Here is a 23,591-nt window from a genome sequence, read left to right as displayed (position 1 = left end):
TCGATTATTCCAGGTATTACATGTGTCGTAAATTTGAAAATAAATAAAAGGTGGTAAATAATATGCTGAAAGCAATCGTAACCGTCATGTTGAAAAAAGGAATCTTTGATCCTCAGGGGAGAGCGGTTCAGAATGGCTTGGAGTCAATCGGATTTGAAGGTATTGGAAGTGTTCGCGTTGGTAAACAGATCGAGATCGTTCTGGATACCCAGGATCAAGCCAATGCTGAAGCTTCTGTCCATAAAATGTGTGATAAAATGTTAGCCAATCCTGTGGTGGAATCATATAGCTTTGAGATTGTGGAGGCCTGATGAATTGGGGTGTACTTCTATTCCCCGGTTCTAACTGTGCCGAGGATTGTTTTCATGTCATCGATAAGGTTTTGGGAAAACCAGTCACTTATCTGTGGCACAAAGACACCGATCTGGGTGATGTAAATGCCATTATTATTCCTGGTGGATTTTCCTATGGAGACCACTTGAGACCAGGGGCTATTGCCCATCTTTCACCCGCCATGACTGCGGTTAAAGAATTTGCTGACAAGGGTGGCCTGGTTATTGGTATCTGCAATGGATTTCAGATTCTGACCGAAGCTCGGATGCTGCCAGGAAGTCTTTTACAGAATAAAGGTATAAAATTTCTCTGCCAGGACCAAACTTTGAGAGTAGAGAATGCTGAAACAGCCTTTACCAGTGAATATGAAACGGGGGCTGTAGTTGGTTTCCCAATTGCCCATAATGAGGGTAATTACTACGCCAAGCCCAAGACCATTGCTGAAATGGAAAAGAATGGTCAGATCCTGTTCCGCTATTGCAATGCTGAAGGTGAAGTCAGCGATGCCACCAACCCCAATGGTTCCATCAATAGTATTGCAGGAATCATCAATCGCACGGGCAATGTGGTTGGCATGATGCCTCATCCCGAACGTAGTTCTGATGCTGTATTAGGATTGAGCGATGGCAAGGGTGTCTTTATTTCCATGTTGAAATACCTGGAAGAAAAACATGGATTGGATCATTAAGATGACTGAGAAGAAGACTGGCATGACAGAAAAATTATGGATCAAAGCCGGGTTGACTGACTCGGAATATGAATTGTTAACCAGCCACATGAAGCGTGAGCCCAATACGGTTGAGCTGGCCCTGTATGCTCAGATGTGGTCAGAACACTGTGGCTACACGCATACACGACCTCTATTCAAACACTTCCTTACCACGGGTCCCCGCATTGTTCAGGGACCGGGAGAGAACGCTGGAATTGTAGATATCGATGATGACGAGGTGCTTACCTTTAAGCTGGAAAGTCACAATCATCCCTCAGCTATTGCACCCTTCCAGGGGGCAGCTACCGGTGTAGGCGGAATTGTGCGCGACATCTTAGCCATGGGTGCCTATCCCATTGCCTCATTGAATTCGCTCCATTTTGGACATCCCGGCGATGCCGGTCACACTCGCTACTTGATATCGGAAGTCGTCCGGGGTATCGGTGAATATGGCAATTGTCTGGGTGTGCCCACTGTGGGTGGGGAGTTGCGTTTTGCTAATGCTTACAAGGGTAATCCCCTGGTCAATGCCATGTGCGTGGGTTACATGAAGAAATCTCAGATCAAAAAAGCCATTGCCACCGGTGTGGGCAACAGCCTGATGATTGTCGGTAACCTGACGGGTCGTGATGGTATGGGCGGTGCCAGCTTTGCCTCCAAGGATCTGGACGAAGAGAACGAAGAAGATCGCGGAGCCATTCAGGTGGGTGACCCCTTTATGGAAAAATTGCTCATCGAGGCCTGTCTGGAAGTTTTTGAAGAAGATTACGTTGTCGGTGTGCAGGATATGGGCGCTGCAGGCATCCTGTCTTCATCGGTTGAAACTGCCAGTAAGGCTGGTAATGGAGTAGAGATCGATGTAGCCCTGGTTCCCAAACGCGAAGAAGCCATGCGCCCGGAAGAGGTCATGATCTCTGAATCACAGGAACGCATGCTGCTTATCGTGAAAAAAGGCAAGGAAGACAAGGTTAACAAGATCTTCCATAAATGGGATCTGCACGCAGTTGTTATTGGTCATGTTACTGATGACGGCTTGTATCGTGTACTGGAAGATGGCAAAACAGTGGGGGAGGTTCCAGTTTGGTCACTCATGGATGCGCCAACCTATATTCTTGAGGGGCAAGAACCAGCTCATCTGAAACAGACCAAAAGTTTCAAAAATGAAGATGTTGCCATTCCTCAAAATCTGAATGAGACCTTGACAACTCTTTTGGCTGCTCCTGATATTTGCTCCAAAGAATGGGTTTATCGCCAGTATGATCATCGGGTTCAGATGAATACGGTCATAAAACCGGGGTCAGATGCTGCCATTATCCGGATCAAAGGCCGTGATAAAGCGGTTGGAATGACCATGGATTCGAATGGACGCTACTGCTATCTGAATCCTCGGAGAGGAGCACAAAGTATCGTGGCAGAATCAGCTCGGAATCAGATTGCTTCAGGGGCTGAACCGATTGCCATCACAGATGGTCTGAACTTTGGTAATCCGGAACACCCTGAAGTCTATTATCAGTTGGAACAGTCCATCATTGGTCTCAGTGAAGCATGTCGGGCATTGGATACCCCTGTGATTGGTGGCAATGCCAGTCTCTATAATCAAACGCCTGAATTCGGAGCAATTTATCCCACACCTATCATTGGTATGGTCGGTCTGGTGAAATCCTTGAGTCATGTTACCACCATGGAATTTAAGAATGAGGGTGATTTTATTCTTCTCATCGGTGAAACCAGAGAAGAATTGGGTGCCTCAGAGTATCTGGATCAAATCCATGGATTGATCACAGGTGATGTACCTGAACTGGATCTGGAGTTGGAACGCAGGACTCAGAATTTTATCCTGGATATTATTCGTCAGGGTCTGGTGCAAAGCGCCCATGATCTAGGTGATGGCGGTTTTGCTGTTGCCCTGGCCGAGTCTTGTATCATGGGTGAGCTGGGGGCCGAAGTATCCTTTGATCTTGACCTGCGTTCGGACTCCCTCCTTTTTGGAGAAAGTCAAACCCGCTTCATGTTGTCTGCCAGCGCTGAAGCAGCAGAGAAGATCATTGATCTGGCTGCTGATCAGGGTCTTGAAGCAGCCAATATTGGCAGGGTAAATTCCGGTAACCAGTTGGTCATCAACAATATGGATAAAAATTTAGTTGATGTTAGTGTTAGCGACTGCTCCCATGCCTTCAAAACCGGTTTTGACAAAATGATGAAAACTGATGTATGATGCAAAAATATTGCCTCGGTTTTTCAAAACTCTGCATCTTGCGAGAGGAAAAGAGCCACATGAATAAGAAAACTCTGCGTCTTAGCGAACTCTGCCTGCCCGCACGAAGTTATACGCAGGCGGGCGAGAGGGCCTTTAAGAAAGTAAATCTTCTTTATGTCTGATAAACTCAACGAAGAATGTGGTGTTTTTGGTATTTTTAACACCAAAACAGAAGAAACATCCCAACTGATCTATTATGGACTTTTTGCCCTCCAGCACCGGGGACAGGAAAGTGCCGGAATCGCAGTTAGTGATGGCCATCAGGTCAACTACTACAAGGATGAAGGTCTGGTTCAGGAGGTTTTCGATCCAAAACTGTTGAATTTCCTGAGCGGTATCCACGGTATTGGCCATGTTCGTTACAGTACTACAGGTGGCACCACCTACGAGAATGCCCAGCCTGTGGTCATCGTTAGTTCCAAGGGACAGATGGCTCTGGCTCATAATGGCAACCTGGTCAACACCAAAGAATTGATGACCGGTCTAGAGAGTCAGGGAGCCACTTTTCAATCCGGTACAGATTCAGAAACAATTCTGAAGCTCATTGCCAAGAATACAATCGAAACAAGTGATGTTGCTGCCGCTATCAAGCAGACCATGTCCGTCATTCGGGGTGGTTACTCCATTCTTCTGCTGACTCCTGATAAACTATATGCATTTCGTGATCCAATGGGTTTGCGACCGCTGATCATGGGTAAGCGAGATGACGCTTACGTTTTCGCTTCAGAGAGTTGTGCCATTGATTCCATTAAGGGAGATATCATCAGGGATGTCCGTCCCGGTGAGATCATCTCAGTTGATGAAAATGGCATTCACTCTGAGCAGGTGGAGATTGGTTCGACCCATATTTGCTCTTTTGAATATGTCTATTTCGCCCGTACCGACTCAGTAATTGATGGCCTGAATGTCTATGAAGCCCGGGTAAATATGGGGCATCGCCTGTTCAAGGAAACAGGACGCCTGGCGGATATTGTCATCGATATTCCCGATTCCGGGACTTCTGCAGCCCTGGGTTATTCACAGGCTTCCGGTGTGCCCTTCAGTAAAGGTTTTTACCGCAATGCCTATATCGGCAGGACCTTCATCAGTCCCAAGCAGGATATGCGTGAGATCGGTGTAAATTTCAAATTATCGCCCATTCGCCGTAATGTGGAAGGTAAAAGTGTGATCATGATCGATGACTCCATCGTGCGTGGAACCACTATTACCCGTATTGTCAAGTCGCTAAGACGAGCCGGAGCCAGGGAAGTTCACGTGATGATCACCAGTCCTCCGGTTAAGTACAGCTGTTATTACGGTATTGACACACCTGACAGCAAACAACTCATCGCCTCCAATAAGCCAGTTGGTGATATTGCCATTGAAATTGGTGCTGATAGCCTTTCCTATCTCACACACGCCGGATTGAGCAGCAGTCTTTCAAAGGCTGGACTGGGAACCTGCATGGCCTGTTTTGATGGAAAATATCCAGTACCGGTTGAGGAGGGCAAATGAGCATTGATTACAAAGATGCTGGTGTAAATATTGAAAAAGGCTATGAAACCGTCCAACGTATTAAAAAGGATGTGGAATCCACCCATGGATCGGAGGTTTTAGGGGGTATAGGTGGATTTGGAGGTCTTTTCGTTCCTGATCTTTCCGGGATGACCCAGCCGGTTCTGGTTTCCGGAACTGATGGCGTAGGTACCAAGCTGAAATTGGCTTTTGCCCTGAACAAACACGACTCCATCGGCATTGATTGTGTGGCGATGTGTGTGAATGATGTTATTTGTGTTGGTGCCCGTCCCTTATTTTTCCTGGACTATATCGCGACCGGTGCTTTGGAGCCCCAACAGGTTGAAGGCGTAGTTGCCGGAATTGCAGAGGGCTGTCGCCAGAGTGGTACTGCCTTGGTGGGTGGTGAAACTGCTGAGATGCCTGGATTCTACGCCAGGGGAGAATACGACATTGCCGGTTTTACAGTGGGCTTGGTCGATCGTCCTGAAATGATTGATGGCAAGGCTGTTGGTGTCGGGGATGCCATCATTGGCTTGGCGTCCAGTGGTGTCCATTCCAATGGATTTTCCCTGATCAGAAAGCTCTTTCCTGAGAACCAATGGGGAGATTCATTTGGCACTTCCACCCTGGGAGAAACTTTACTGACACCGACTAGAATTTATGTAAAGCCTGTTCTGGACATCCTTAAGAATTATAAGATAAATGGGATTGCCCATATCACTGGTGGTGGATTCATCGAAAACATACCTCGGGCTTTTCCAGACAATTATAAAGCAGTCATTAAAAAAGGCAGCTGGCCCGGTCAGGAGATCTTCTCTCTGATCCAATCCACGGCTGGTCTTGATGATAACGCCATGTTCAATACCTTTAATATGGGCATCGGAATGGTGCTAATTGTTGCCGCAGATCAGGTGAATGGCGCATTGGCCGCATTAAAAGAGCTGGGCGAGGATGCTCATCAGATTGGTCAAATCGAAGCACATCAGGACGGGGACCATAGTCTATGCTTCGAATAGGGGCTCTTGTTTCAGGTGGGGGCACTAATCTTCAAGCCATTATGGATGCCATCAAAAGTGGATTCATCCCCAATGCAAAAATGGAACTTGTGATCTCCAATAAAAAGGGTGCTTTTGCACTGGAACGTGCAAATAAAGCTGGGGTCGCCACTGCAATAATCAGTCGGAAGGGCTTTGACTCTGCCCAGGCGTTTGATGAAGGTCTTGCCAATGAATTACTGGATCACAAGATCGATCTGGTGCTGCTGGCCGGGTTTATGGCGATTTTGGGATCGAAATTCTTCACTCATTTTGAAAACAAGGTAATGAATATCCATCCAGCCTTGATCCCGGCTTTTTCTGGTTCCGGCTACTATGGTCTCCGGGTTCATCAGGCTGTGCTGGATTATGGTTGCAAGCTTTCCGGTGCCTCCGTGCACTTTGTCACACCAGAGGTGGATGCCGGTCCCCTCATTATCCAAAAAGCAGTTGCTGTTAAACCAGGTGATACTCCAGAAATTCTCCAAAAACGGATCATGGAAGAGGCGGAGTGGCAGATATATCCAGAAGCAATACGTCTCTTCGCTCAGGGGCGACTGCATATTGTTGATAGGCACGTGAGTATAGTTGGATCTAGGGGATAGCAAACTTGACAACTAGCGCCACAAAGTCACAAAGACACAAAGCACCTCTAGATTGTGTGTGCCCAAACAATAAAACCGTTGAAGTGGTTGACAGTCTCAAAAACGTATCAATAGCCCACAACTCGGTTATTGAGTGAAATCGAAATATAAGTCGTGGGTTTCCTAAACAAATCCTTCGTGGGGCTTAGAGTCTTTGAGTCTTGGTGGCAAAAAGAAAAATATTTGAATTAACAATTAAGGGAGCAGGGAATGAAAAGAGCATTGATCAGCGTGTCGGATAAAAGTGGGGTCCTTGATCTGGCTAGAACCCTCCACGAAAAGGGAGTTGAGATCATTTCTACAGGGGGCACTGCCAAGCTGCTGGCTGACAATGGTGTTCCAGTTATTGGAATCAGCGACATCACCGGTTTTCCCGAATGTTTGGGGGGACGGGTCAAGACCCTCCAACCCAAGATCCACGGTGGTATCTTAGCTAATAGACAGATTCCAGGACATTTGGTGGAGGCTGCGGAACTGGGTATTCCTATGATCGATCTGGTGGTGGTGAATCTCTATCCATTCAAAGCAACTATTCTTAAACCGGGTGTGACCATGTCGGATGCAATCGAAAATATTGATATTGGTGGGGTGACCCTCATCCGGGCAGCAGGTAAAAATTCCGATTCTGTGACGCTGCTAACAGATCCAGAAGATTATGTTGAATTCATTGAATTATTGAATGGAAGTAAACTTGATGATAGTTTCAGAAAAAAAATGGCTCTCAAAGGCTTTCGGCATACAGCCCAATATGATACATTAATTAGTACTTATCTTGCTAAAGAGTTGGGTGACACTGAGTTACCAGAACAGTTATCATTCACATATGAAAAGCAACAGAGCCTGAGATATGGCGAAAATCCTCACCAGAAGGCTGCCTTTTATCGCGAGATATCCGTGCTGGATGGTCATCTCAGCGGAGCTGAACAATTGCATGGGAAGGAATTGTCATACAACAATATCGGTGATGCCTCAGCTGCCATCGAAATGATCCGTGAATTTTCTGCCCCCAGTGTCGTGGCGCTAAAGCATGCCAATCCGTGTGGTGTCGGTACTGCAGACACTATATTTAATGCCTATGAACGAGCTTATAAAGCAGATCCCGTCTCCATTTTCGGTGGTATTGTGGTTCTTAACAGGCCAGTGGATCTTGTCACAGCCGAAGAAATGCGCAAGATCTTCCTTGAGATCGTTATTGCTCCATCCTATAGTGAAGAGGCTCTGACCATACTCAAGAAGAAAAAGAATCTCCGCCTACTGCAACTGGCTGATATCATGCAGCCGCTCTCGACTGAGCGTTACTTCCACAAAAAAGTGGATGGCGGACTGTTGATCCAGGAGGCTGACCTGCATCGTCTGGATGATGAGCAATTCAAAGTGGTAACAGATAATCAACCGTCAGAAAAGGAATGGACGGATCTAAAATTAGCCTGGACTGTTGTAAAACATGCCAAATCGAATGCCATTGTGGTTGTAAAAGATGGTGCCACCCAGGGAGTGGGAGCCGGGCAGACCAGCCGGATCTGGGCTGTGGACAATGCACTGGACCGCAGCACCACATCTACGGAAGGATCAGTTCTGGCTTCGGATGCTTTTTTCCCCTTTTCTGATTCAGTTGAAAAGGCTCATGTCGCTGGTGTGAAGGCTATCATACAACCAGGTGGGTCGGTAAGAGATCAGGATTCAATTGATGCCTGTAATCAATTTGGGATTTCCATGGTATTCACGGGAGTACGCCACTTCAAACATTGATTTCAACTGAAATGTATGCCAGGCGACACTTCTCCGGAACTTTTGTTTTGGACTCGACTATAAGGTGACTAATATTGTCACGAAGCAAAATATTGAAACATAACCTTGTAGAAATTGGAGAAACCAAATTGAAAGTAACATTAGTAGTAGTGATAGTAGCCAGTCTGGGATTAATGGGATGTGCTTGCAAAGCACCTGGATTTAAAGCGGAACATACAGCTTGCGCCGTTGATGGTGCGGCACCTGACGTAGGTAAGATACACGATTCAAAAGCTCTGGGGGCAACCTGTGATCATGCAGAATCTAGTACTGATGCCTGTAAAACTGCAGATGTAAGTGTAGATAAGGCAACCTGTGATCATGAAGGTCCATGTACTGACGCATGTAAAACACATGGTACAGTGCAAAATGCAACAACAGATAATACGGCTTGTGATCATGCAGAATCTTATACTGATGCCTGTAAAACTGCAGATGTATGTGCAGATAAAGCAACTTGCGATCATGAGGGACCCTGTACTGATGCTTGTAAGAGTTAAATATGAAAACGATCAGGCATTCTTATAGATATTAAACTGGAAGCAGATAGTCGTATGAAGCCAACGTCCGTCATCCCGAGTCCCTCGACTATGCTCAGGATAAACTAAGTCGAGGGACATAAGCCTCTGGAGGAAAATATTCAAAAACAGAATATTGCGACGAACATCCGCTGGGGTAATAGTTTACCTAAAGGAGACAGATGATGAAAAGATTAATACTTTGGGTCGCGATCTTAACCTGGGGGCCGGCCATCAGAGTGGGCTGCTAAACTATTTTGTGTATCCACATCTGGAACAGAATGGAATATATTACAGCGGATTTACCCGAACATTCAGGTATAAAACAATTGGATAAATAATACAGGAGGGGGAAATATGAAAGTTTTGGTCGTAGGTGGGGGTGGTCGTGAACACGCGCTGGTATGGAAATTGTCACAGAGCCCTGGAGTTGATCAAATCTATTGCGCACCCGGAAACGCCGGGACAGCTCAGATAGCTGCTAATATCCCCTTATCAGACAATGATATTCCCGGACTTCTGGAGTTTGCCCTGGACAATTCGGTTGGATTGACTGTTGTAGGACCTGAGGTTCCCCTGGTCAATGGAATTGTGGATGTGTTTGAAGGAGTTGGCCTGCGAATTTTTGGTCCAAATGCGAGAGCATCCATTCTGGAAGGCAGTAAGGTTTTCACTAAGGAGTTATTGGTCAAATACAAGATTCCCACCGCTGAATTCCATCGGTTTACTGAAGCTGACACAGCAAAAGCATTTCTAAGATCCAATACGGTTTTCCCCATTGTCATCAAGGCTGATGGATTAGCTGCTGGTAAGGGTGTACTCATTATCCACAGCTTGGAAGAAGCTGAAAAAGGGATTGAAGAGATCATGGAAGACCGGGTTTTTGGGGATGCTGGAAATGAGATCATCATTGAGGAATTTCTCACAGGTCCGGAACTCTCCATGTTGTGTTTTGTTGATAACAAGACAGTGGTTCCCATGGGTTCTGCCAAAGATTATAAAAGAATTGGTGAAGGTGATACTGGCTTGAATACCGGTGGGATGGGCGCGATCTCTCCAAATCCGCTGTATGACCAGGAGTTGGAAGACTATTGTCTCACCAATATTATTGAACCCAGTCTTGCTGGAATGCGAGCGGAAGGTCGTCCTTTTAAAGGGATTTTGTACTGTGGCATCATGCTGACAGAGTCGGGACCCAAGGTGTTGGAGTATAATGTCCGTTTTGGTGATCCAGAGACCCAGGTTATTCTACCACGTCTTAAAACGGATCTTGTCCATATCTTTGAAGCCATCATTGATGATCGGCTAAATGAAGTTGATGTCATTTGGGATGATCAAACTGCTGCCACGGTTGTTCTGGCATCGGGAGGTTATCCGGAATCATATCCCAAGGGGCTCACAATCACAGGATTGGAACAGGTAACCGGCTCAACGACTTTTCATGCCGGTACCAAAAATGATGGCGATGTAGTCATCACCAGTGGAGGTCGGGTGTTAACCATAACCTCAATAGCTCGAACTGTTGCTGAAGCACTAACACTATCTTACGACAATGCCCGTAAGATTGAGTTTGAGGGTAAAACCCTTAGGACTGATATTGGAAGTTAACTGATAAATTTTAGTTCAAGAGGGCACTTAAATACAGAAGCCATTCCACCATTTCAGTATTTACAAATACATGCAAAAAGCAGTAGCTCGTTAAATGATGTATATTGCCAAATTGCAACTATATTGAATTGATGGATAGCTCAGAATAAACAGTTAGGGTTATCAAACAAATTTATTGAAAAAGGAAGAGAAATGGACACGAAAATAATTGGTAGTGGTTTGGTCGGCTTTATTCTGGGAATACTTTTGACAGGCGTATTTGCCTGGAATGCAGCACCTGGAATGATGATGATGGAAGATGAGACCAGGTATGGTTTTGAAGAATCTGTTGATCGGTTTACTCAGGCTGTTAAAGATCAGGGTTGGAAGATGCCCGCCGTTCACGATTTGCAGAAAACCATGAAAAAATTTGACAAGGATGTTAAATCAGTTAAAGTATTTGAACTTTGTCATCCAGAACACGCAGGCAAAATATTAGCGAAAGATGATGAGCGAATTGTTACTTCACTCATGCCTTGCCGTGTAGCCATTTATGAGCATTCCGATGGTACGGTGTATGCCAGCCGGATGAATTCAGGCTTATTGGGTAAAATGATGGACGGAATCGTACCAGAAGTTATGGCTGATGCCTCAGCCGACAGCGAAGAAATCCTAAAATCAATTTTGTAGTAATACTCCGGACATTGAGTTTGTCGAAATGACCTGTTCTTGATTGCGGGACAGGGGCTTCGATAAACTCAGCGTTCTTGGAGAAAGGGACATTGAACTCACCGAAACCGTGATCGGAATTATTGATTGGGTCTGGACATTTTGATGCACGCAATGTCCAGGCATGATTAGGAAGTTAGTTTCACTACTTCTTCCACGGCTTTATCACAAATCTCGCCTGTCAGGCCTTTGACGTACGTTTCAATCGTCGCTGCTTCGATCCCGGCTTCGGTCATCATATCAACCATTTCTGCATAAGACAGACGTTTGCCCCTGGTTTGCTTCTTCAAGTGATCATACCCATCAGAGGCACCTCTGTCCCGCTCCACTAGTTGAACCAGCTCAGAGAAGAATTGTCCGTTATTGGCCATGTCTTCATCCATTTTTGCATCATGGATCAGGATGTCCCTGGTTCCACGGGTAGCGTAGATCAGTGAAAGGATCATATGCCCAAAGGCTGTCCCAATGTTCCGCTTGACAGTGGAATCCGTCAGGTCTCTTTGGAGTCGGGTTTTCATGAACTTCTGGCTGAAGAAGGTCAATGAACTCTCAGCGATCTGAGCATTCCCTTCAGAATTCTCAAATTTTATGGGATTGATCTTGTGAGGCATGGTGGAAGACCCGATGGATGAAGCATCCGCTTTCTGATACAAATAGCCCAACATGAAATAGGTCCAGATATTCTGATCATAATCGATGAGAAGACCACTGAGCCGTTTCACAGCATCCAGCATGATGGCATAGGTGTCCCCAGGCATGATCTGTAAGCTGAACAGGGTGTGTTCCAAGCCCAGCTCTTCAACAACATCCCCAGTGATCTGAAACCAGTCAACATCAGGATAGATTCCCATCCAGGCATTCAGGTTACCAGTAGCACCCAATATCTTGCCCTGGATATTCATGGCTTTTAACTCAGCATACATTCTAGCGAAGCGTAAGGCGTAGAGAGCGAATTCTTTGCCCATGGTGGTAGGCGTGGCTACCTCGCCATGAGTTCGGCCGATCATGCGGCGATCACGATTTTCTTTCGCCAAGACAGTTAATTCATCGATCAGAATTTTTAAGCGACCGATTAGGATATCCCTGGATCCTTTGATCATGAGACCGTGAGCCAGATTATTGACATCTTCTGAAGTCAATCCAAAATGCACGCAGGGACGAATCTTCTCCGGTAACTGAACCTTGATGAATTCAATTACGGCGGCCACATCATGTTTGGTATGACTCTCGATCTCCTTCACATAAACCAGATCCTTTTTGCTAAGATCAGAATAAATGGCCATGAATTCATCCTGCCACCAGTCCTTGCGATCAGTCGCTTTCAGGAATGCCTTGAGGTAGATCATTTCCACATGAATACGTTCCCGGATCAGGCGACTTTCAGAAAACATCTCCTGCATATCGAGTAGATCGCCGGCATAGCGACCATCCAGAGGGGACAAATTGAATAGGGTATCAGAAGACAATGGTTTCTTTCCTTTCCGGACCGTGGGAGAGGATGGTGATGGGGATTTCCACAAAATCCTCGATAAATTGAATATAATTACGGATACTCTCAGGGAGATCCGCTTTCGATCCATGATTTAGTTCGACCCATTCTGCTTTGGTCAGGTCAGCAATAGGCAGGATATCTGCATAAATTGGTTCGACCTGTTCCAGCGTGGGGGCATCAGCAGGGAAGTAATCGATTTCCTGGCCGTCAATTTTATAGCCCGTACATACTTTGATCCCCTTTACCAGAGCTAAGGTATCGATTTTGGTCATGGCCAGTTCCTGAATCCCGGAGATCCGAATAGCATAGCGTAAGGCATAGAGATCTAAATGGCCAACTCGCCGGGGACGACCTGTTGTGGCTCCGTATTCGTGTCCGGCTTCTCTCAGGTTTGTAGCCGCTTCACCCGCCAACTCAGTGGGGAAGGGACCTTCACCAACCCGGGTTGTATAAGCTTTGGTAATTCCCAATATCCGAACGGGTACTCCAGGAATTGCTCCACCACCAATAAAAGCAGCTGCAGCCAGGGTTGAACTGGAGGTTACAAAGGGGTAGGTTCCGTAATTCAGATCCAGTAAAGTGCCTTGAGCTCCCTCAAAAAGAACGGTGAGTTCGTCTTGATTAGCCACGCGTACCAATGCTTCAGTATCCGTGACAAAAGGTTTAAATTTGGTACCGTAGGTAGCATAGTCCACCGCTACAGAATTACAGTATTCCTGGTACTCCCTTTCGCTGAAGATATCCTCGTAAATAAGAACATCCTTTACGTCCTTCAGGGCATCTTTGATTCGCACCTGAGCATCATCGGCAATGATATCAAGGATCCTGAGATTGATGCGGGAGGCTTTCTGTGAATAGGCGGGACCAATACCGCGACCCGTTGTTCCGATTTTGCCGCCTTCTTTGGCATCGATCAGTTGGTGATGCGGGAAGATCACATGGGCTCGAGCGCTGATCTTAAGACGTGGAGTGTGTCCACTTTGCGTAAAAGACTCAATTTCTTCAAGAAGATCTTTGGGATTGATGACCACACCTGTACCCAAAATACACAACTTATTGTGGAGCATACCAGAAGGCATATAATGGAATTTATAGGTCTCACCAGCGTGCATTACCGTATGGCCGGCATTGCCACCACCATTGAAACGTACCACGAGATCACTTTTCTCTGCCAGAACATCGACCAGTTTTCCTTTACCTTCATCACCCCACTGAGCACCCACAACGATGGTGTTTTTCATCACTTCTCCTGTAGAATCAAACGGTTGAGATTAAAAATAATTTGTATTAAAAGTCGGCACTATAATTTGGTGCTTCCTTGGTTACCTGCACATCATGGGGGTGGCTTTCTTTCAAGCCGGCTCCACTGATTTTCACAAATTCTGATTTGCCCCGCATATCATCTATTGTAGGAGTACCACAATAGCCCATCCCGGAACGAAGTCCGCCAATAAGTTGAAAAACCACATCCTTGGTGGCGCCTCGATAGGGTACGCGACCTTCGATGCCCTCTGGAACCAACTTTTGAGTGGATTCCTGAAAATATCGGTCAGCGCTGCCGGCATTCATGGCAGAAATTGATCCCATCCCCCGGTAAACTTTGTATGCCCGACCCTGATAATATTCTTTTTCACCTGGACTTTCATCTGTTCCGGCCAGCAGTCCACCAACCATGATCACTGAAGCCCCTGCAGCAATGGCTTTGGGGATATCTCCGGAGAATTTTACACCACCATCTGCTATGATGGGGATACCGTGTTTATCCGCTTCTTCTGCACAATCTGAAATAGCACTGATCTGGGGCATGCCTACTCCTGCAACAATGCGGGTAGTGCAGATCGATCCAGGACCAATACCCACCTTAACAGCATCTACACCAGCCGCGATCAGGTCCTTTGTGGCAGCACCTGTGGCAACATTACCAGCGATGACCTGCACTCCAGGATATTTTGATTTGATCGTACTGACAATATTCATCACGTTCCGGGAATGTCCATGAGCGGTATCGACTACGATGACATCCACGCCGGTGGCCATGAGGCGCTTCACACGATCCAGCGATTCCATCCGGGCTCCAACAGCAGCTCCGACGAGCAAACGTCCGTTGGAATCTGTTGCGGAATTGGGATATTCAACGGCCTTTTCAATATCCTTAATTGTAATTAATCCTTTGAGATTATTATGTTTATCGATCAGGGGCAACTTTTCTATCTTGTACTGCTTCATCAAAGCCGTGGCTTCTTGCAGGGTGGTGGATTGGTTGCCGGTGATGAGGTTCTCTTTGGTCATTGCATCCTCAATGAGGCGTTCAAAATGGTCTTCAAATCGAATATCACGATTGGTGATAATACCCAGGAGCTTTCCATCAACAACGACAGGTACACCTGAGATCCGGTAGCGAGCCATGAGCTCAGCAGCATCACCTACAGTATGCTTGGGAGTGAGTGAGAAAGGGTCGGTAATGACACCGTGCTGGGAGCGCTTGACCTTGTCTACTTCCATAGCTTGTTGTTCCGGTGTCAAATTTTTGTGGATAATACCAATACCACCTACCCTTGCCATGGCGATGGCCATGCGGGATTCAGTGACGGTATCCATTGAAGCGGACATGAGGGGTATATTCAGTTTGATCGATTTGGTTAAATGGGTGGATACATCAACATCGTGGGGCAGTACGTCTGACTGCGCCGGCACCAGAAGCACATCATCAAAAGTGATCGCTTCCCAGGTCTTGAATTTCTGCATGGTGAACCTCTTATTTCTTGGCTTGGATCAGAAAATGAATATTTCGAAAAATAGTGACCATCGTTTGGTCCAGAAATGAAGATCGAGAATGTTTTTTTGGAATCTGGCAGGTTGGATGGTGAGCATTCATCTTGCCACGCAAAGTAATGCCGCGGGTGCCTCATCCAAAAGGATTCAGCAGTTGAATGAAGATTAATCTGCCTTTGGAGAAACCCCTGAGTTTACCCAGGGATGAATGCGAAAATTCTGTTTTGTCGCGCATCTTGAGCTGAAATATGTTTATGGCCAAACGCTGATCTTCAGCCTGGTTTCAAGGTAAAACATAGTACTATACGCCAAAATCGGTTGCCACAACCGAAATCTTGCCAGGAAAATTGGATTAACCCGATTTACAGCTACATTCTGCCATGAGTTCAGCTCTCAAACCACTGGCCCTGTACATCCACGTACCCTTCTGCAAATCAAAGTGCACCTATTGTGACTTCTATTCTGTGGTGGGGCGTGAAAACGCTATTCCTGACTTTTTAAAAGTGATCCTGAGTGAAATCGAACACAAGAAAGCCACCCTGGATCTGTCCAACTACTCTATCGATACTATCTTTTTTGGAGGAGGGACACCAAATCTGTTGGCACCACCGCACCTGGAGCAGATCATAAATGCTCTTTTGGAATTAGCCAGTCCCAGGCCAGATATGGAGGTTGGTATGGAGATCAATCCCGGAGAAGCTGCTCTTGAAGACTTTCAGGCCTATAACAGCCTGGGTATCAATCGAATCAGTATCGGTATGCAAAGTTTCCAGCCTCAATTGTTAAAATTCATGAGCCGGATTCATTCAGCCCAGAAGAGTATTTCCACTTATGAAGATGTCCGCCGAGCTGGCTTTAATAATGTAAGTGCCGATCTGATCTTTGCCATACCCGGCCAGACCAACCAGCTTTGGGAAGCTGATCTGAGTCGTCTGGTGGAACTGGCACCTGAACATATCTCGACCTATTCACTTACTGTGGAGGAAGGCACTGCGTTGCACCGTTGGGTGGTTGCCGGTCATGTTCACATGCTGGAAGAGACCCTGGATACTGGCATGTACGCCATGGGACGGGATTACCTCAATTCACAGGGATATCCAAATTATGAGATCTCAAATCATGCCAGGCCTGGTTTTGAATGTCGGCATAACCTGAATTATTGGACTGGCGTTGAATATCTAGGATTTGGGCCAGCCGCCCATTCATTTTTCAAAGATCGTCGGCATTGGAATGTGCGCAACCTTGATCAATACCTGAGTATGGTGGCTGAGTCTGGAATTGCGGAAGAAGCTTCTGAGATCATCAATGATGATACAGCCCGGAATGAAATGATCCTGACTCGTCTCAGGTTGACACAGGGCTTGAATCTTTCAGAATATACCCGGCGATTTGGAGCAGACCTGCTCGATCAGAAACGTGAAATTCTGGCAAAATGGAACGAACAAATAGATCTGCACCATGGTCATCTGAGTGTCACTCGTTCCGGTTGGTCCATGATCGATGAGATCAGTTCAGATCTTATGTTTATAAATGGTACGAAGTGATCGTATACCATATTAACTTCAGAATACACGCCTTGCGTCTTCGCGAGCAGAGCGTGGCGATCTCAAAATTGTCACTAGACTTGGAGATTTATCCATCGTAGCAGATGCGCAGATGGATTGCCACACCCCTGCTGGGTTCGCAAAGACAGACAATAACGATATTTAAAAAGCATCTGGAACGTGCAGAGTGAAGTCCGTGGTATTACTTCACTTGATCCAGATCTATGGTAATCGATTTCTCATGATGAACCAGCACGGTTCCTGGTGGTGAGCCTTTGGGCTTGCTCAGATGTTTGCGTTGACAGTATTGAACCACTACGATCCCGGAATGCTTTGCTTTGGAATTCCGGGCAGCATGTTTCGCAGCTGAAACAATATCTGGTTGTTGGGGTTGCTGATTTCCCGTTCTCAGGATAACATGTGATCCTCTGATCTGTCTGGCATGGAACCACCAGTCATTTTTGCCGGCTACCTTGAAGGTCAGGACATCATTGTCTGATGAACCACGACCTACCAGGATATCATAGCCCCCTGGGGATTGATACTTTTTGTAGGGTTTACGTTCGGTTTGCCGTCGCCCCGATCGATCCAGTGCTTCACCCTTGGTTAACAAGTAGGTGCGTAGAGCCGTGTTGTCATCCTGTTCCAGAAGTTGTTCCAGATCGTGTATATCAGTCTGGATTTGAGGAATGATCGCTTCCAATTGTCCGATCTTTAGCTTGAACTTACGAATCTTTTTCGCAGTAGATTCGATGGCCTGCTGCAGGCTTGAGTGATCCTCCAGGTAAAGGGTTAAAGCAGAACCGGTGGGGGAGAGCTCAGCAGGTAAATGCAATTCGTTTGATGAGGTGAGCTTACCCATCCCAAGACCGATTTGAAACGCCTGTAAGCGAATTTCCAGATCCGGCCACAACAGAGCTTCCTGTAGCTCTGTTCGAACTTTAGTGAGCTTGACCTGCCAGCGTTTTAGAACAGTTCCAGCCGTTTTCTTGATGGAGACAACAGGTGCCTGTTTTGGTTTTTGACCTGATCTAAATACGGCCAGGACCAACTCGTCTATTGGCAGACCATTTCTGCCAGCAGTCGAATCAAAGGCAAGTTCGCCGGTTGTCTGATCCAGGGTAATCCCGTGCCTGGCAATCTCCAGGTCATGCCTGCTAAGATGTCCACCAGGTATTGAAGCTGGTAAGGAGTCATTGACACTTAACCAGTTATCGGAAAAGTGCGCTGGTTCTATTTGTTTCAGAAAACGGTCCACGCAGGAATGTTTGTGATACAAATAAACATTTAGAACCGCCGGAAAACATCCCAGTATCAACTGGAAATCATTAGTGAGGTCAAACCGTAACAAGCGATCCTGTGCGTGGATCTTTACGCCGGCCACTTCCGACCCCTGAGGAATTCGCTTCAAGACCTCAACCCGCCGTTTTGGTAGAGTGACTTGATTCGATGCGGAGATGATGGCTTGATTGCCCTGTTTTTCCCAACCCAGTTTGGTGACCTGAGGAGCGTTGGAAAAGTGGATATCCAGGCGCGCTTTTCGAAAAGTATATGCAATATCCAATTGGGCGCCTTTTAGATGCTCATCCCAGTAGTGCATCCACAGCCACAATGCAGGCCAGGATTTAATGAAATTTGCTGCCTTCATGCTCTCAACATAAGTCAATATCTTAGAAAATATCACACCAATTCGAATTTCTGGCAGAAAGAACTCTATTATTGTATGCAAATCGGGGTCGCTTGCCCAGATTTTTTGCATAAATTGTCAGCCAAAGAATTTGAATGGCCAAAAATGGTCCACTTTCACTAACGGGCAGGTTTATGAAAAAGAAACACACATTCCAAGCAAGCGATACTTTATTTATTCTGGATAATCTGAATACGGCTGTATTTCGCACAAGTCCGGATAACTCTGGAAGTTTTATCGATGTTAATCCGGCTTTTCTAAAGATATTTGGATATGAAGATAAAACTCAATTAGCAGCAATTTCGGTTGTTGATCTCTATGTTGAACCAGGAGATCGAGACAGTATCCGCAAGGAATTGAAGTCAAAAGGGCATTTCCGGGAGCGGGAGTTTTTATTCAAACGCAGCAATGGAAAGATATTTCCGGGGAGGGTCTCCTCCGTACTGGTGAAAGATGATACAGGACAGGCAATTTACATAGATGGTGTAGTCGATGATATCACTATGCAAAAACAACAGTTTGAGGCTCTGCATGTTGCTGAAGTCGGATTAAAACAGCGTCAACTGGAATTAATAGAAGAACGCCGGATCTTTTTCAGTGGACCTGTTATTCAGATCCATTGGCCAATGGATGAATCGGAACCATTGATCTACATTTCTGAAAATGTTAAGGATATCTTGGGGTATGAAGTAAGCGATTTTACTGATGGCAGGATTCTTTACCCCAGTATAACACACCGAGAAGATCTGGCCGAGCTACAGGAGAAAATTCGTACTCAAGTCAACGAAGGTTCAGATGTGATATCTGTGCCCCCTTATCGTCTGAAGCATAAAAACGGTGGATATATATGGGTTCAGGACTATGGATACATCCAAAAAGATGAATCTGGAAAAGCCACGATGATCATGGGATATATCTATGATGTCACGGAACTCCAGGAATCTCATCGAAAAATTGCCGAAAGTGAATTACGCTATCGTGGCCTGGTGGAAAATTCTCCCACTGGGATTATACGGATCGATGTGGAAGGGAATATTCTTGAAGTAAACACAGTCATGGTCAATTCTCTGGGGTCACCCTCTAGAGAGGCAACCATGGCTTTTAATATTTTTACCTTCAAACCCTTACAGGATGCTGGTATAGCTCAAAAATTTCAGGAATGTATCCGGGAGAATAAGGCTGTAAAATTCACCAGTGAGTACACTTCAGCCTGGGAAAAGACGATCTACTTTCAGGTAGTGATCCATCCGATCTACAATGCTGAGCAACAAATAATTGGTGCCCAGGCCAACATGGAGGATATCTCCGGTACCTATCAAGCTGAATTGGCAACCCGTGCGCTTGAGCGAACCCAGTTGGAGGAACGCAATATCTTTCTGGCTGGTCCGATCATGATCATTAAATGGGATATGATTGCAGATAAAGCACTCCATCACATAAGTGATAATGTTGAGAATATCCTTGGCTATACAGTTGACGAGATGCTTAGCGGAGCAGTCCTTTTCGTTGATATTATGCATCCTGAGGATGCCGAGCGATGCAGAAAAACTGCCCAACAGGCACTGGATCAGGGGCTGGAATCATTTGAAACTGCAGCTTATCGGATTCGCTGTAAAGACGGGCATTATATTTGGGTAAACGATCATTCCACGATCATCCGCGATGAAAATGGTGAACCCAAGAATATTTCAGGAGTTGTGTACGATATCAGTCACATCATCCAGGCCGAAGAGCGGATCAAGCTGACTGAGCAGACCTACCAGGAATTGTTTAATGCCATATCTGAAGCAGTCTTCATTCATGACCCTGATACATCCGAGATACTGGATGTCAATGAAACCATGCTAAGGATGTATGGGTATAAACGTGATGAGGTCATCGGTACAGATGTTCAGAAATTTAGTGCTGCTTCTGTTGTGACATCTGGAATTGGCGATCTCTTTAAGTTGGCAATTTCTGAGGGACATAAAACCTTTGAATGGGAAGCTATACATAAATCCGGTAAGAAATTCTGGGTGGAGGTTACGCTACGGCCGGCGGTTATTCATGGCAAGGACAGAATGCTGGCAAATGTCCGTAATATCTCAGGTCGGAAAGAGATTTTGACTAAATTGGAAAAATCGCTCCAAGAAAAGGATCTACTGTTGCGAGAAGTACATCATCGGGTCAAAAATAATATGCAGGTGATCAATAGCCTGCTAAACCTTCAGGCTGAATATACGCAGGATGAGCATCTATTTGAGATCTTTGGTGAAACTCAAAACCGGATACGCACCATGGCTCTGATCCATGAAAGACTCTTTAAATCAAAAAGCATGGATGCAGTTGACTTTGATCAGTATATCGAATCTCTGATCTATGAATTGATCAATTTCTACACCATTGATCAACAACGTATCCGTTTCCATCAGGATATCGACCAGATAAAGCTGAATATTAATAAAGCCATCCCATGCGGGTTGATCGTGAATGAGTTGATCACAAATGTGCTAAAATACGCATTCCCGGATAATGGGGAAGGTGATATATGGGTGTCAGTAAAAGCTATTGGTCATTCTGCCGCGGAGATTATTGTTCGGGATAATGGAGTTGGTTTGAATCCATCTCTGGATTTTGAGACAACCCAAACCATGGGTCTAAGGATCACTCGAATTCTTACTGAACAACTCGAGGGCAAAATGGAAATTGATAGAACCAATGGAACCAGTTTTAAATTGCGGTTCAATCTGCAGAATGAGGATTAGAAACCGCTCGCAGTTTGATCAATGAAGATCCTTATTTTCGCTCAAGAATCTTGATCAGGGATGTGAAAAGAGGATTCCAGGTAAGGCCAGAATAATTGTTCCAATTCTTTCAGGGAACCATCAATGGTCATGGGTATCATCTTGGCGAATGAATCCAGAATCACCACAGCATTAAGGCTGGCATCCTGTTTGGTTGCCGCTTGTAAACGTTTCACCATGCTGATGTTGATCTTGTCAATTCGGGCATAGATCTGCGTTAAGCCCTCTAAGGTCCAGTCAGGCTCTAAACCACTTTTTGCTCGGGTAAACTGGGCCAGGAGATACATGGAGATGGATCGGTAAATCGATTCACTTATGGTGGCAAAAGGGAGATGTGTCATCACCATGGGGCGCAGATAGTCAAGTGATGGGCAGCCGCTGGTAACCATAATGATTCCCAGGATCGAACTTAAGCCGCTTTGCATAGTGACCCCATTTTTACGATAAGTGCGTTCCTCGGTTTCAATAGAAACATCCACCTTATCATAGGATATGGCATGAGTAAAAGCGCCGACGATATCCTGCAGATTGAAGGCTACCGGGCAGTGTTCAACTCCCTGCTCTACCAGGGGACAATTTGCACAGGTATGATAGGATAAAGCGGTCCAGTTGGCTGGTTCAGCTTTGGTGAAGGTCTGGTAAGTAAGTCTCTCACGATTCAGCAGAATAACGAATTCATGCGTTTTAGACTCTGGCAATCTGAATGTGTATTTGAAAGCCATTTGGTGAGGATTTTCAGCCAACATAGAGCAAGATACAACAGAAGTGCTCCATTTCAATGTAATTTAAGGCAAGTATGGTCTGAAAACTTCTGTGATAAAAGATATAGTGAATTGAACTCAGTTTATTTTAGCTTCACCGGTCATGATAAGGGGCGATAAAGGATTGATGCATGAGTGAACCAGAAAAAAAATACCGCCGAAAAAGAAAAAGTAAACGTCATCAAAATACGCTTATCCAGGATTTTGGTGTTGAGATCATCATTGGAATATTTTTCCTGTTTGGTGTTTTTCTATTATACGAAGATATGGAAATAAAATCTTCAGTTTTCCAGGGAATCCTGGCTTTGCGTGAGGGTTTTGGCAATCTCATCAGTGGAATGAGCAACAGTATAATTGGGATTATAAATGCTATTGAGGGCTCAGATATTGTGGGTGGATTTTTCATTCTTTTTGCTTTTATTCTTTTATCAATCAGAGCCCGACAAAAGGCCATTATACGTTATAGCGACTTATCAGAATGCCCGGACTGTGGGGGTGACCTACTGCACGTCCATCGAAGTTTGTTACAACGGATCACATCCAAGGTCTTTTTCCTGAAGATCCGTCGCTACACATGTAAAAGTTGTGACTTTGAGGGTCTTCGGATACGCCCCAAACATTCCAGATAGCTCACCCATATCCTGGATCGATCCAAAATTGCTCTCGGCATTGAGCTCCAGTATCTGGAGTGCCTCCTGGTTTATCGGCGCCAAAATATTTCAGCTTTTTAGGAAAATGGAACTGGAATACTTCAAGATATTTCTGATCACAGCTGTTTTATATGCAGTGGGCATTATTTTCTACCACTTATTGATAAATGATTACTTACGGCGAGAGCCTGAACCAAACAACCCGACAATTTTCCTGGACGTTCGATTGCGTACTGTGGATCGGGGCTAAGGAGACACAATGGAACCCCTTTCATCAAAGCAAAAAAAATACTTAAAATCACAGGCGAATTCACTGAAACCGTTGGTTCAGATTGGCAAGGGTGGTGTCAATCAGCAAAGCATTCAAAGCATTGATGTAGCTTTGGGTCAACATGAGCTGATAAAAGTAAAATTCATTGCCTTTAAAACTGAAAAAGAGCAATTTTTGGATTCCATCATAGAGGGTGCCAATGCGCAGTTTGTGAGCTTGATCGGACACGTACTCACCCTGTACCGTGAACATGAGGAGCAGGAAAAAAGGAATTACAAGCTACCCGAGTAGATTTTTGTTGGAGCTTGGTGTATCCAAAAAAAAATGCTAACCACGAGAGTGCAGAGATCGCAAAGCGTAAACATTTATGCCTGTAGATATAGTTTTAATATGTGGTTTTGACCTTTGACCTTTGACTTCTGAATTCTGACTTCTGACTTCTGACTTCTGAATTCTGACTTCTGACTTCTGACTTCTGACTTCTGACTTCTGACTTCTGACTTCTGAATTCAGAATTCAGAATTCAGAAGTCAGA

General features: G+C 45.4%; 19 protein-coding genes. 14 read left to right on the top strand and 5 right to left on the bottom strand.

All coding sequences use genetic code 11. The annotated features are described in order from the left end of the window. The first annotated feature begins 62 nt into the window (after nucleotides 1-62). The 10 genes from purS (at nucleotide 63) to U9Q77_14060 (ending at nucleotide 11,057) form a co-directional block, all read left to right on the top strand. Complete coding sequence (gene purS, locus U9Q77_14105; protein MEA3288489.1) at nucleotides 63-311, top strand: phosphoribosylformylglycinamidine synthase subunit PurS; 249 nt, start codon at nucleotides 63-65, stop codon at nucleotides 309-311. Continuing rightward, nucleotides 311-1,021: a phosphoribosylformylglycinamidine synthase subunit PurQ gene (gene purQ, locus U9Q77_14100; GenBank protein MEA3288488.1), complete on the top strand. Its 711-nt coding sequence runs from the start codon at nucleotides 311-313 to the stop codon at nucleotides 1,019-1,021. The genes purS and purQ overlap by 1 nt, the downstream gene beginning before the upstream one ends. Continuing rightward, the gene (gene purL / locus U9Q77_14095; GenBank protein MEA3288487.1) at nucleotides 1,005-3,257 is read left to right on the top strand and encodes a phosphoribosylformylglycinamidine synthase subunit PurL; all 2,253 of its coding nucleotides are present in this window, start codon (nucleotides 1,005-1,007) and stop codon (nucleotides 3,255-3,257) included. The genes purQ and purL overlap by 17 nt, the downstream gene beginning before the upstream one ends. A 156-nt stretch (nucleotides 3,258-3,413) precedes the next feature. After that, on the top strand, nucleotides 3,414-4,793 hold the full coding sequence (purF, locus tag U9Q77_14090; protein MEA3288486.1) for an amidophosphoribosyltransferase: 1,380 nt from the start codon (nucleotides 3,414-3,416) through the stop codon (nucleotides 4,791-4,793). Beyond that, nucleotides 4,790-5,812 (top strand): phosphoribosylformylglycinamidine cyclo-ligase, encoded by a 1,023-nt coding sequence (gene purM / locus U9Q77_14085; GenBank protein MEA3288485.1) that lies wholly within the window; start codon nucleotides 4,790-4,792, stop codon nucleotides 5,810-5,812. Before purF ends, purM begins: the two co-directional genes overlap by 4 nt. After that, on the top strand, nucleotides 5,800-6,435 hold the full coding sequence (gene purN, locus U9Q77_14080) for a phosphoribosylglycinamide formyltransferase (GenBank protein MEA3288484.1): 636 nt from the start codon (nucleotides 5,800-5,802) through the stop codon (nucleotides 6,433-6,435). The genes purM and purN overlap by 13 nt, the downstream gene beginning before the upstream one ends. Nucleotides 6,436-6,684: 249 nt before the next feature. After that, the gene (gene purH, locus U9Q77_14075; protein ID MEA3288483.1) at nucleotides 6,685-8,223 is read left to right on the top strand and encodes a bifunctional phosphoribosylaminoimidazolecarboxamide formyltransferase/IMP cyclohydrolase; all 1,539 of its coding nucleotides are present in this window, start codon (nucleotides 6,685-6,687) and stop codon (nucleotides 8,221-8,223) included. Nucleotides 8,224-8,351: 128 nt separating this feature from the next. Then, nucleotides 8,352-8,762, top strand: a complete 411-nt coding sequence (locus U9Q77_14070) for a hypothetical protein (GenBank protein ID MEA3288482.1) — start codon at nucleotides 8,352-8,354, stop codon at nucleotides 8,760-8,762. A gap of 375 nt (nucleotides 8,763-9,137) precedes the next feature. Further along, a complete protein-coding gene (gene purD, locus U9Q77_14065) occupies nucleotides 9,138-10,388 on the top strand; it encodes a phosphoribosylamine--glycine ligase (GenBank protein ID MEA3288481.1) in 1,251 nt (416 codons plus the stop codon). A 192-nt stretch (nucleotides 10,389-10,580) separates the two neighbouring features. After that, nucleotides 10,581-11,057: a DUF302 domain-containing protein gene (locus U9Q77_14060; GenBank protein ID MEA3288480.1), complete on the top strand. Its 477-nt coding sequence runs from the start codon at nucleotides 10,581-10,583 to the stop codon at nucleotides 11,055-11,057. A 167-nt stretch (nucleotides 11,058-11,224) separates the two neighbouring features. On the opposite strand, the gene U9Q77_14055 is transcribed toward U9Q77_14060, so the two are convergent. From U9Q77_14055 to guaB, 3 genes are read right to left on the bottom strand one after another with little or no spacing between them, the layout of a single operon-like run. After that, complete coding sequence (locus U9Q77_14055) at nucleotides 11,225-12,562, bottom strand: lyase family protein (GenBank protein ID MEA3288479.1); 1,338 nt, start codon at nucleotides 12,560-12,562, stop codon at nucleotides 11,225-11,227. Then, nucleotides 12,552-13,829: an adenylosuccinate synthase gene (locus tag U9Q77_14050; GenBank protein MEA3288478.1), complete on the bottom strand. Its 1,278-nt coding sequence runs from the start codon at nucleotides 13,827-13,829 to the stop codon at nucleotides 12,552-12,554. Before U9Q77_14050 ends, U9Q77_14055 begins: the two co-directional genes overlap by 11 nt. 46 nt (nucleotides 13,830-13,875) lie before the next feature. Further along, a complete protein-coding gene (guaB, locus tag U9Q77_14045) occupies nucleotides 13,876-15,333 on the bottom strand; it encodes an IMP dehydrogenase (GenBank protein MEA3288477.1) in 1,458 nt (485 codons plus the stop codon). Nucleotides 15,334-15,740: 407 nt separating this feature from the next. Between guaB and hemW the strand changes: the two genes are divergently transcribed. Further along, nucleotides 15,741-16,904 carry a radical SAM family heme chaperone HemW gene (gene hemW / locus U9Q77_14040; GenBank protein ID MEA3288476.1) on the top strand — a complete coding sequence of 388 codons (1,164 nt, stop codon included), beginning with the start codon at nucleotides 15,741-15,743 and terminating at the stop codon, nucleotides 16,902-16,904. 202 nt (nucleotides 16,905-17,106) lie between these two features. On the opposite strand, the gene U9Q77_14035 is transcribed toward hemW, so the two are convergent. Continuing rightward, nucleotides 17,107-18,552, bottom strand: a complete 1,446-nt coding sequence (locus tag U9Q77_14035; GenBank protein ID MEA3288475.1) for an NFACT RNA binding domain-containing protein — start codon at nucleotides 18,550-18,552, stop codon at nucleotides 17,107-17,109. A gap of 173 nt (nucleotides 18,553-18,725) precedes the next feature. Between U9Q77_14035 and U9Q77_14030 the strand changes: the two genes are divergently transcribed. Then, nucleotides 18,726-21,335 carry a PAS domain S-box protein gene (locus U9Q77_14030; protein MEA3288474.1) on the top strand — a complete coding sequence of 870 codons (2,610 nt, stop codon included), beginning with the start codon at nucleotides 18,726-18,728 and terminating at the stop codon, nucleotides 21,333-21,335. A gap of 41 nt (nucleotides 21,336-21,376) precedes the next feature. Here U9Q77_14030 and U9Q77_14025 read toward each other — a convergent pair whose 3' ends face one another. Next, nucleotides 21,377-22,096, bottom strand: coding sequence for a hypothetical protein (locus tag U9Q77_14025; GenBank protein MEA3288473.1), 720 nt, complete (start codon nucleotides 22,094-22,096; stop codon nucleotides 21,377-21,379). A 170-nt stretch (nucleotides 22,097-22,266) separates the two neighbouring features. On the opposite strand from U9Q77_14025, the gene U9Q77_14020 reads away from it, so the two are divergent. Further along, nucleotides 22,267-22,764, top strand: a complete 498-nt coding sequence (locus U9Q77_14020) for a hypothetical protein (GenBank protein ID MEA3288472.1) — start codon at nucleotides 22,267-22,269, stop codon at nucleotides 22,762-22,764. 280 nt (nucleotides 22,765-23,044) lie between these two features. Further along, nucleotides 23,045-23,347, top strand: a complete 303-nt coding sequence (yhbY, locus tag U9Q77_14015) for a ribosome assembly RNA-binding protein YhbY (GenBank protein MEA3288471.1) — start codon at nucleotides 23,045-23,047, stop codon at nucleotides 23,345-23,347. Nucleotides 23,348-23,591: the final 244 nt, after the last annotated feature.

The organism is Candidatus Neomarinimicrobiota bacterium (assembly GCA_034716895.1).
GTDB lineage: Bacteria > Fidelibacterota > UBA8477 > UBA8477 > JABMPR01 > JABMPR01.
This window is presented reverse-complemented; position numbering and strand designations above follow the sequence as displayed.

Excerpts from the sequence above, each read along its gene's own strand:
- purS (MEA3288489.1), top strand. The coding sequence starts at position 63 with ATGCTGAAAGCAATCGTAACCGTCATGTTGAAAAAAGGAATCTTTGAT.
- purQ (MEA3288488.1), top strand. The coding sequence starts at position 311 with ATGAATTGGGGTGTACTTCTATTCCCCGGTTCTAACTGTGCCGAGGAT.
- purL (MEA3288487.1), top strand. The coding sequence starts at position 1,005 with ATGGATTGGATCATTAAGATGACTGAGAAGAAGACTGGCATGACAGAA.
- purF (MEA3288486.1), top strand. The coding sequence starts at position 3,414 with ATGTCTGATAAACTCAACGAAGAATGTGGTGTTTTTGGTATTTTTAAC.
- purM (MEA3288485.1), top strand. The coding sequence starts at position 4,790 with ATGAGCATTGATTACAAAGATGCTGGTGTAAATATTGAAAAAGGCTAT.
- purN (MEA3288484.1), top strand. The coding sequence starts at position 5,800 with ATGCTTCGAATAGGGGCTCTTGTTTCAGGTGGGGGCACTAATCTTCAA.
- purH (MEA3288483.1), top strand. The coding sequence starts at position 6,685 with ATGAAAAGAGCATTGATCAGCGTGTCGGATAAAAGTGGGGTCCTTGAT.
- purD (MEA3288481.1), top strand. The coding sequence starts at position 9,138 with ATGAAAGTTTTGGTCGTAGGTGGGGGTGGTCGTGAACACGCGCTGGTA.
- U9Q77_14060 (MEA3288480.1), top strand. The coding sequence starts at position 10,581 with ATGGACACGAAAATAATTGGTAGTGGTTTGGTCGGCTTTATTCTGGGA.
- U9Q77_14050 (MEA3288478.1), bottom strand. The coding sequence starts at position 13,829 with ATGAAAAACACCATCGTTGTGGGTGCTCAGTGGGGTGATGAAGGTAAA.
- guaB (MEA3288477.1), bottom strand. The coding sequence starts at position 15,333 with ATGCAGAAATTCAAGACCTGGGAAGCGATCACTTTTGATGATGTGCTT.
- hemW (MEA3288476.1), top strand. The coding sequence starts at position 15,741 with ATGAGTTCAGCTCTCAAACCACTGGCCCTGTACATCCACGTACCCTTC.
- U9Q77_14035 (MEA3288475.1), bottom strand. The coding sequence starts at position 18,552 with ATGAAGGCAGCAAATTTCATTAAATCCTGGCCTGCATTGTGGCTGTGG.
- U9Q77_14030 (MEA3288474.1), top strand. The coding sequence starts at position 18,726 with ATGAAAAAGAAACACACATTCCAAGCAAGCGATACTTTATTTATTCTG.
- U9Q77_14025 (MEA3288473.1), bottom strand. The coding sequence starts at position 22,096 with ATGGCTTTCAAATACACATTCAGATTGCCAGAGTCTAAAACGCATGAA.
- U9Q77_14020 (MEA3288472.1), top strand. The coding sequence starts at position 22,267 with ATGAGTGAACCAGAAAAAAAATACCGCCGAAAAAGAAAAAGTAAACGT.
- yhbY (MEA3288471.1), top strand. The coding sequence starts at position 23,045 with ATGGAACCCCTTTCATCAAAGCAAAAAAAATACTTAAAATCACAGGCG.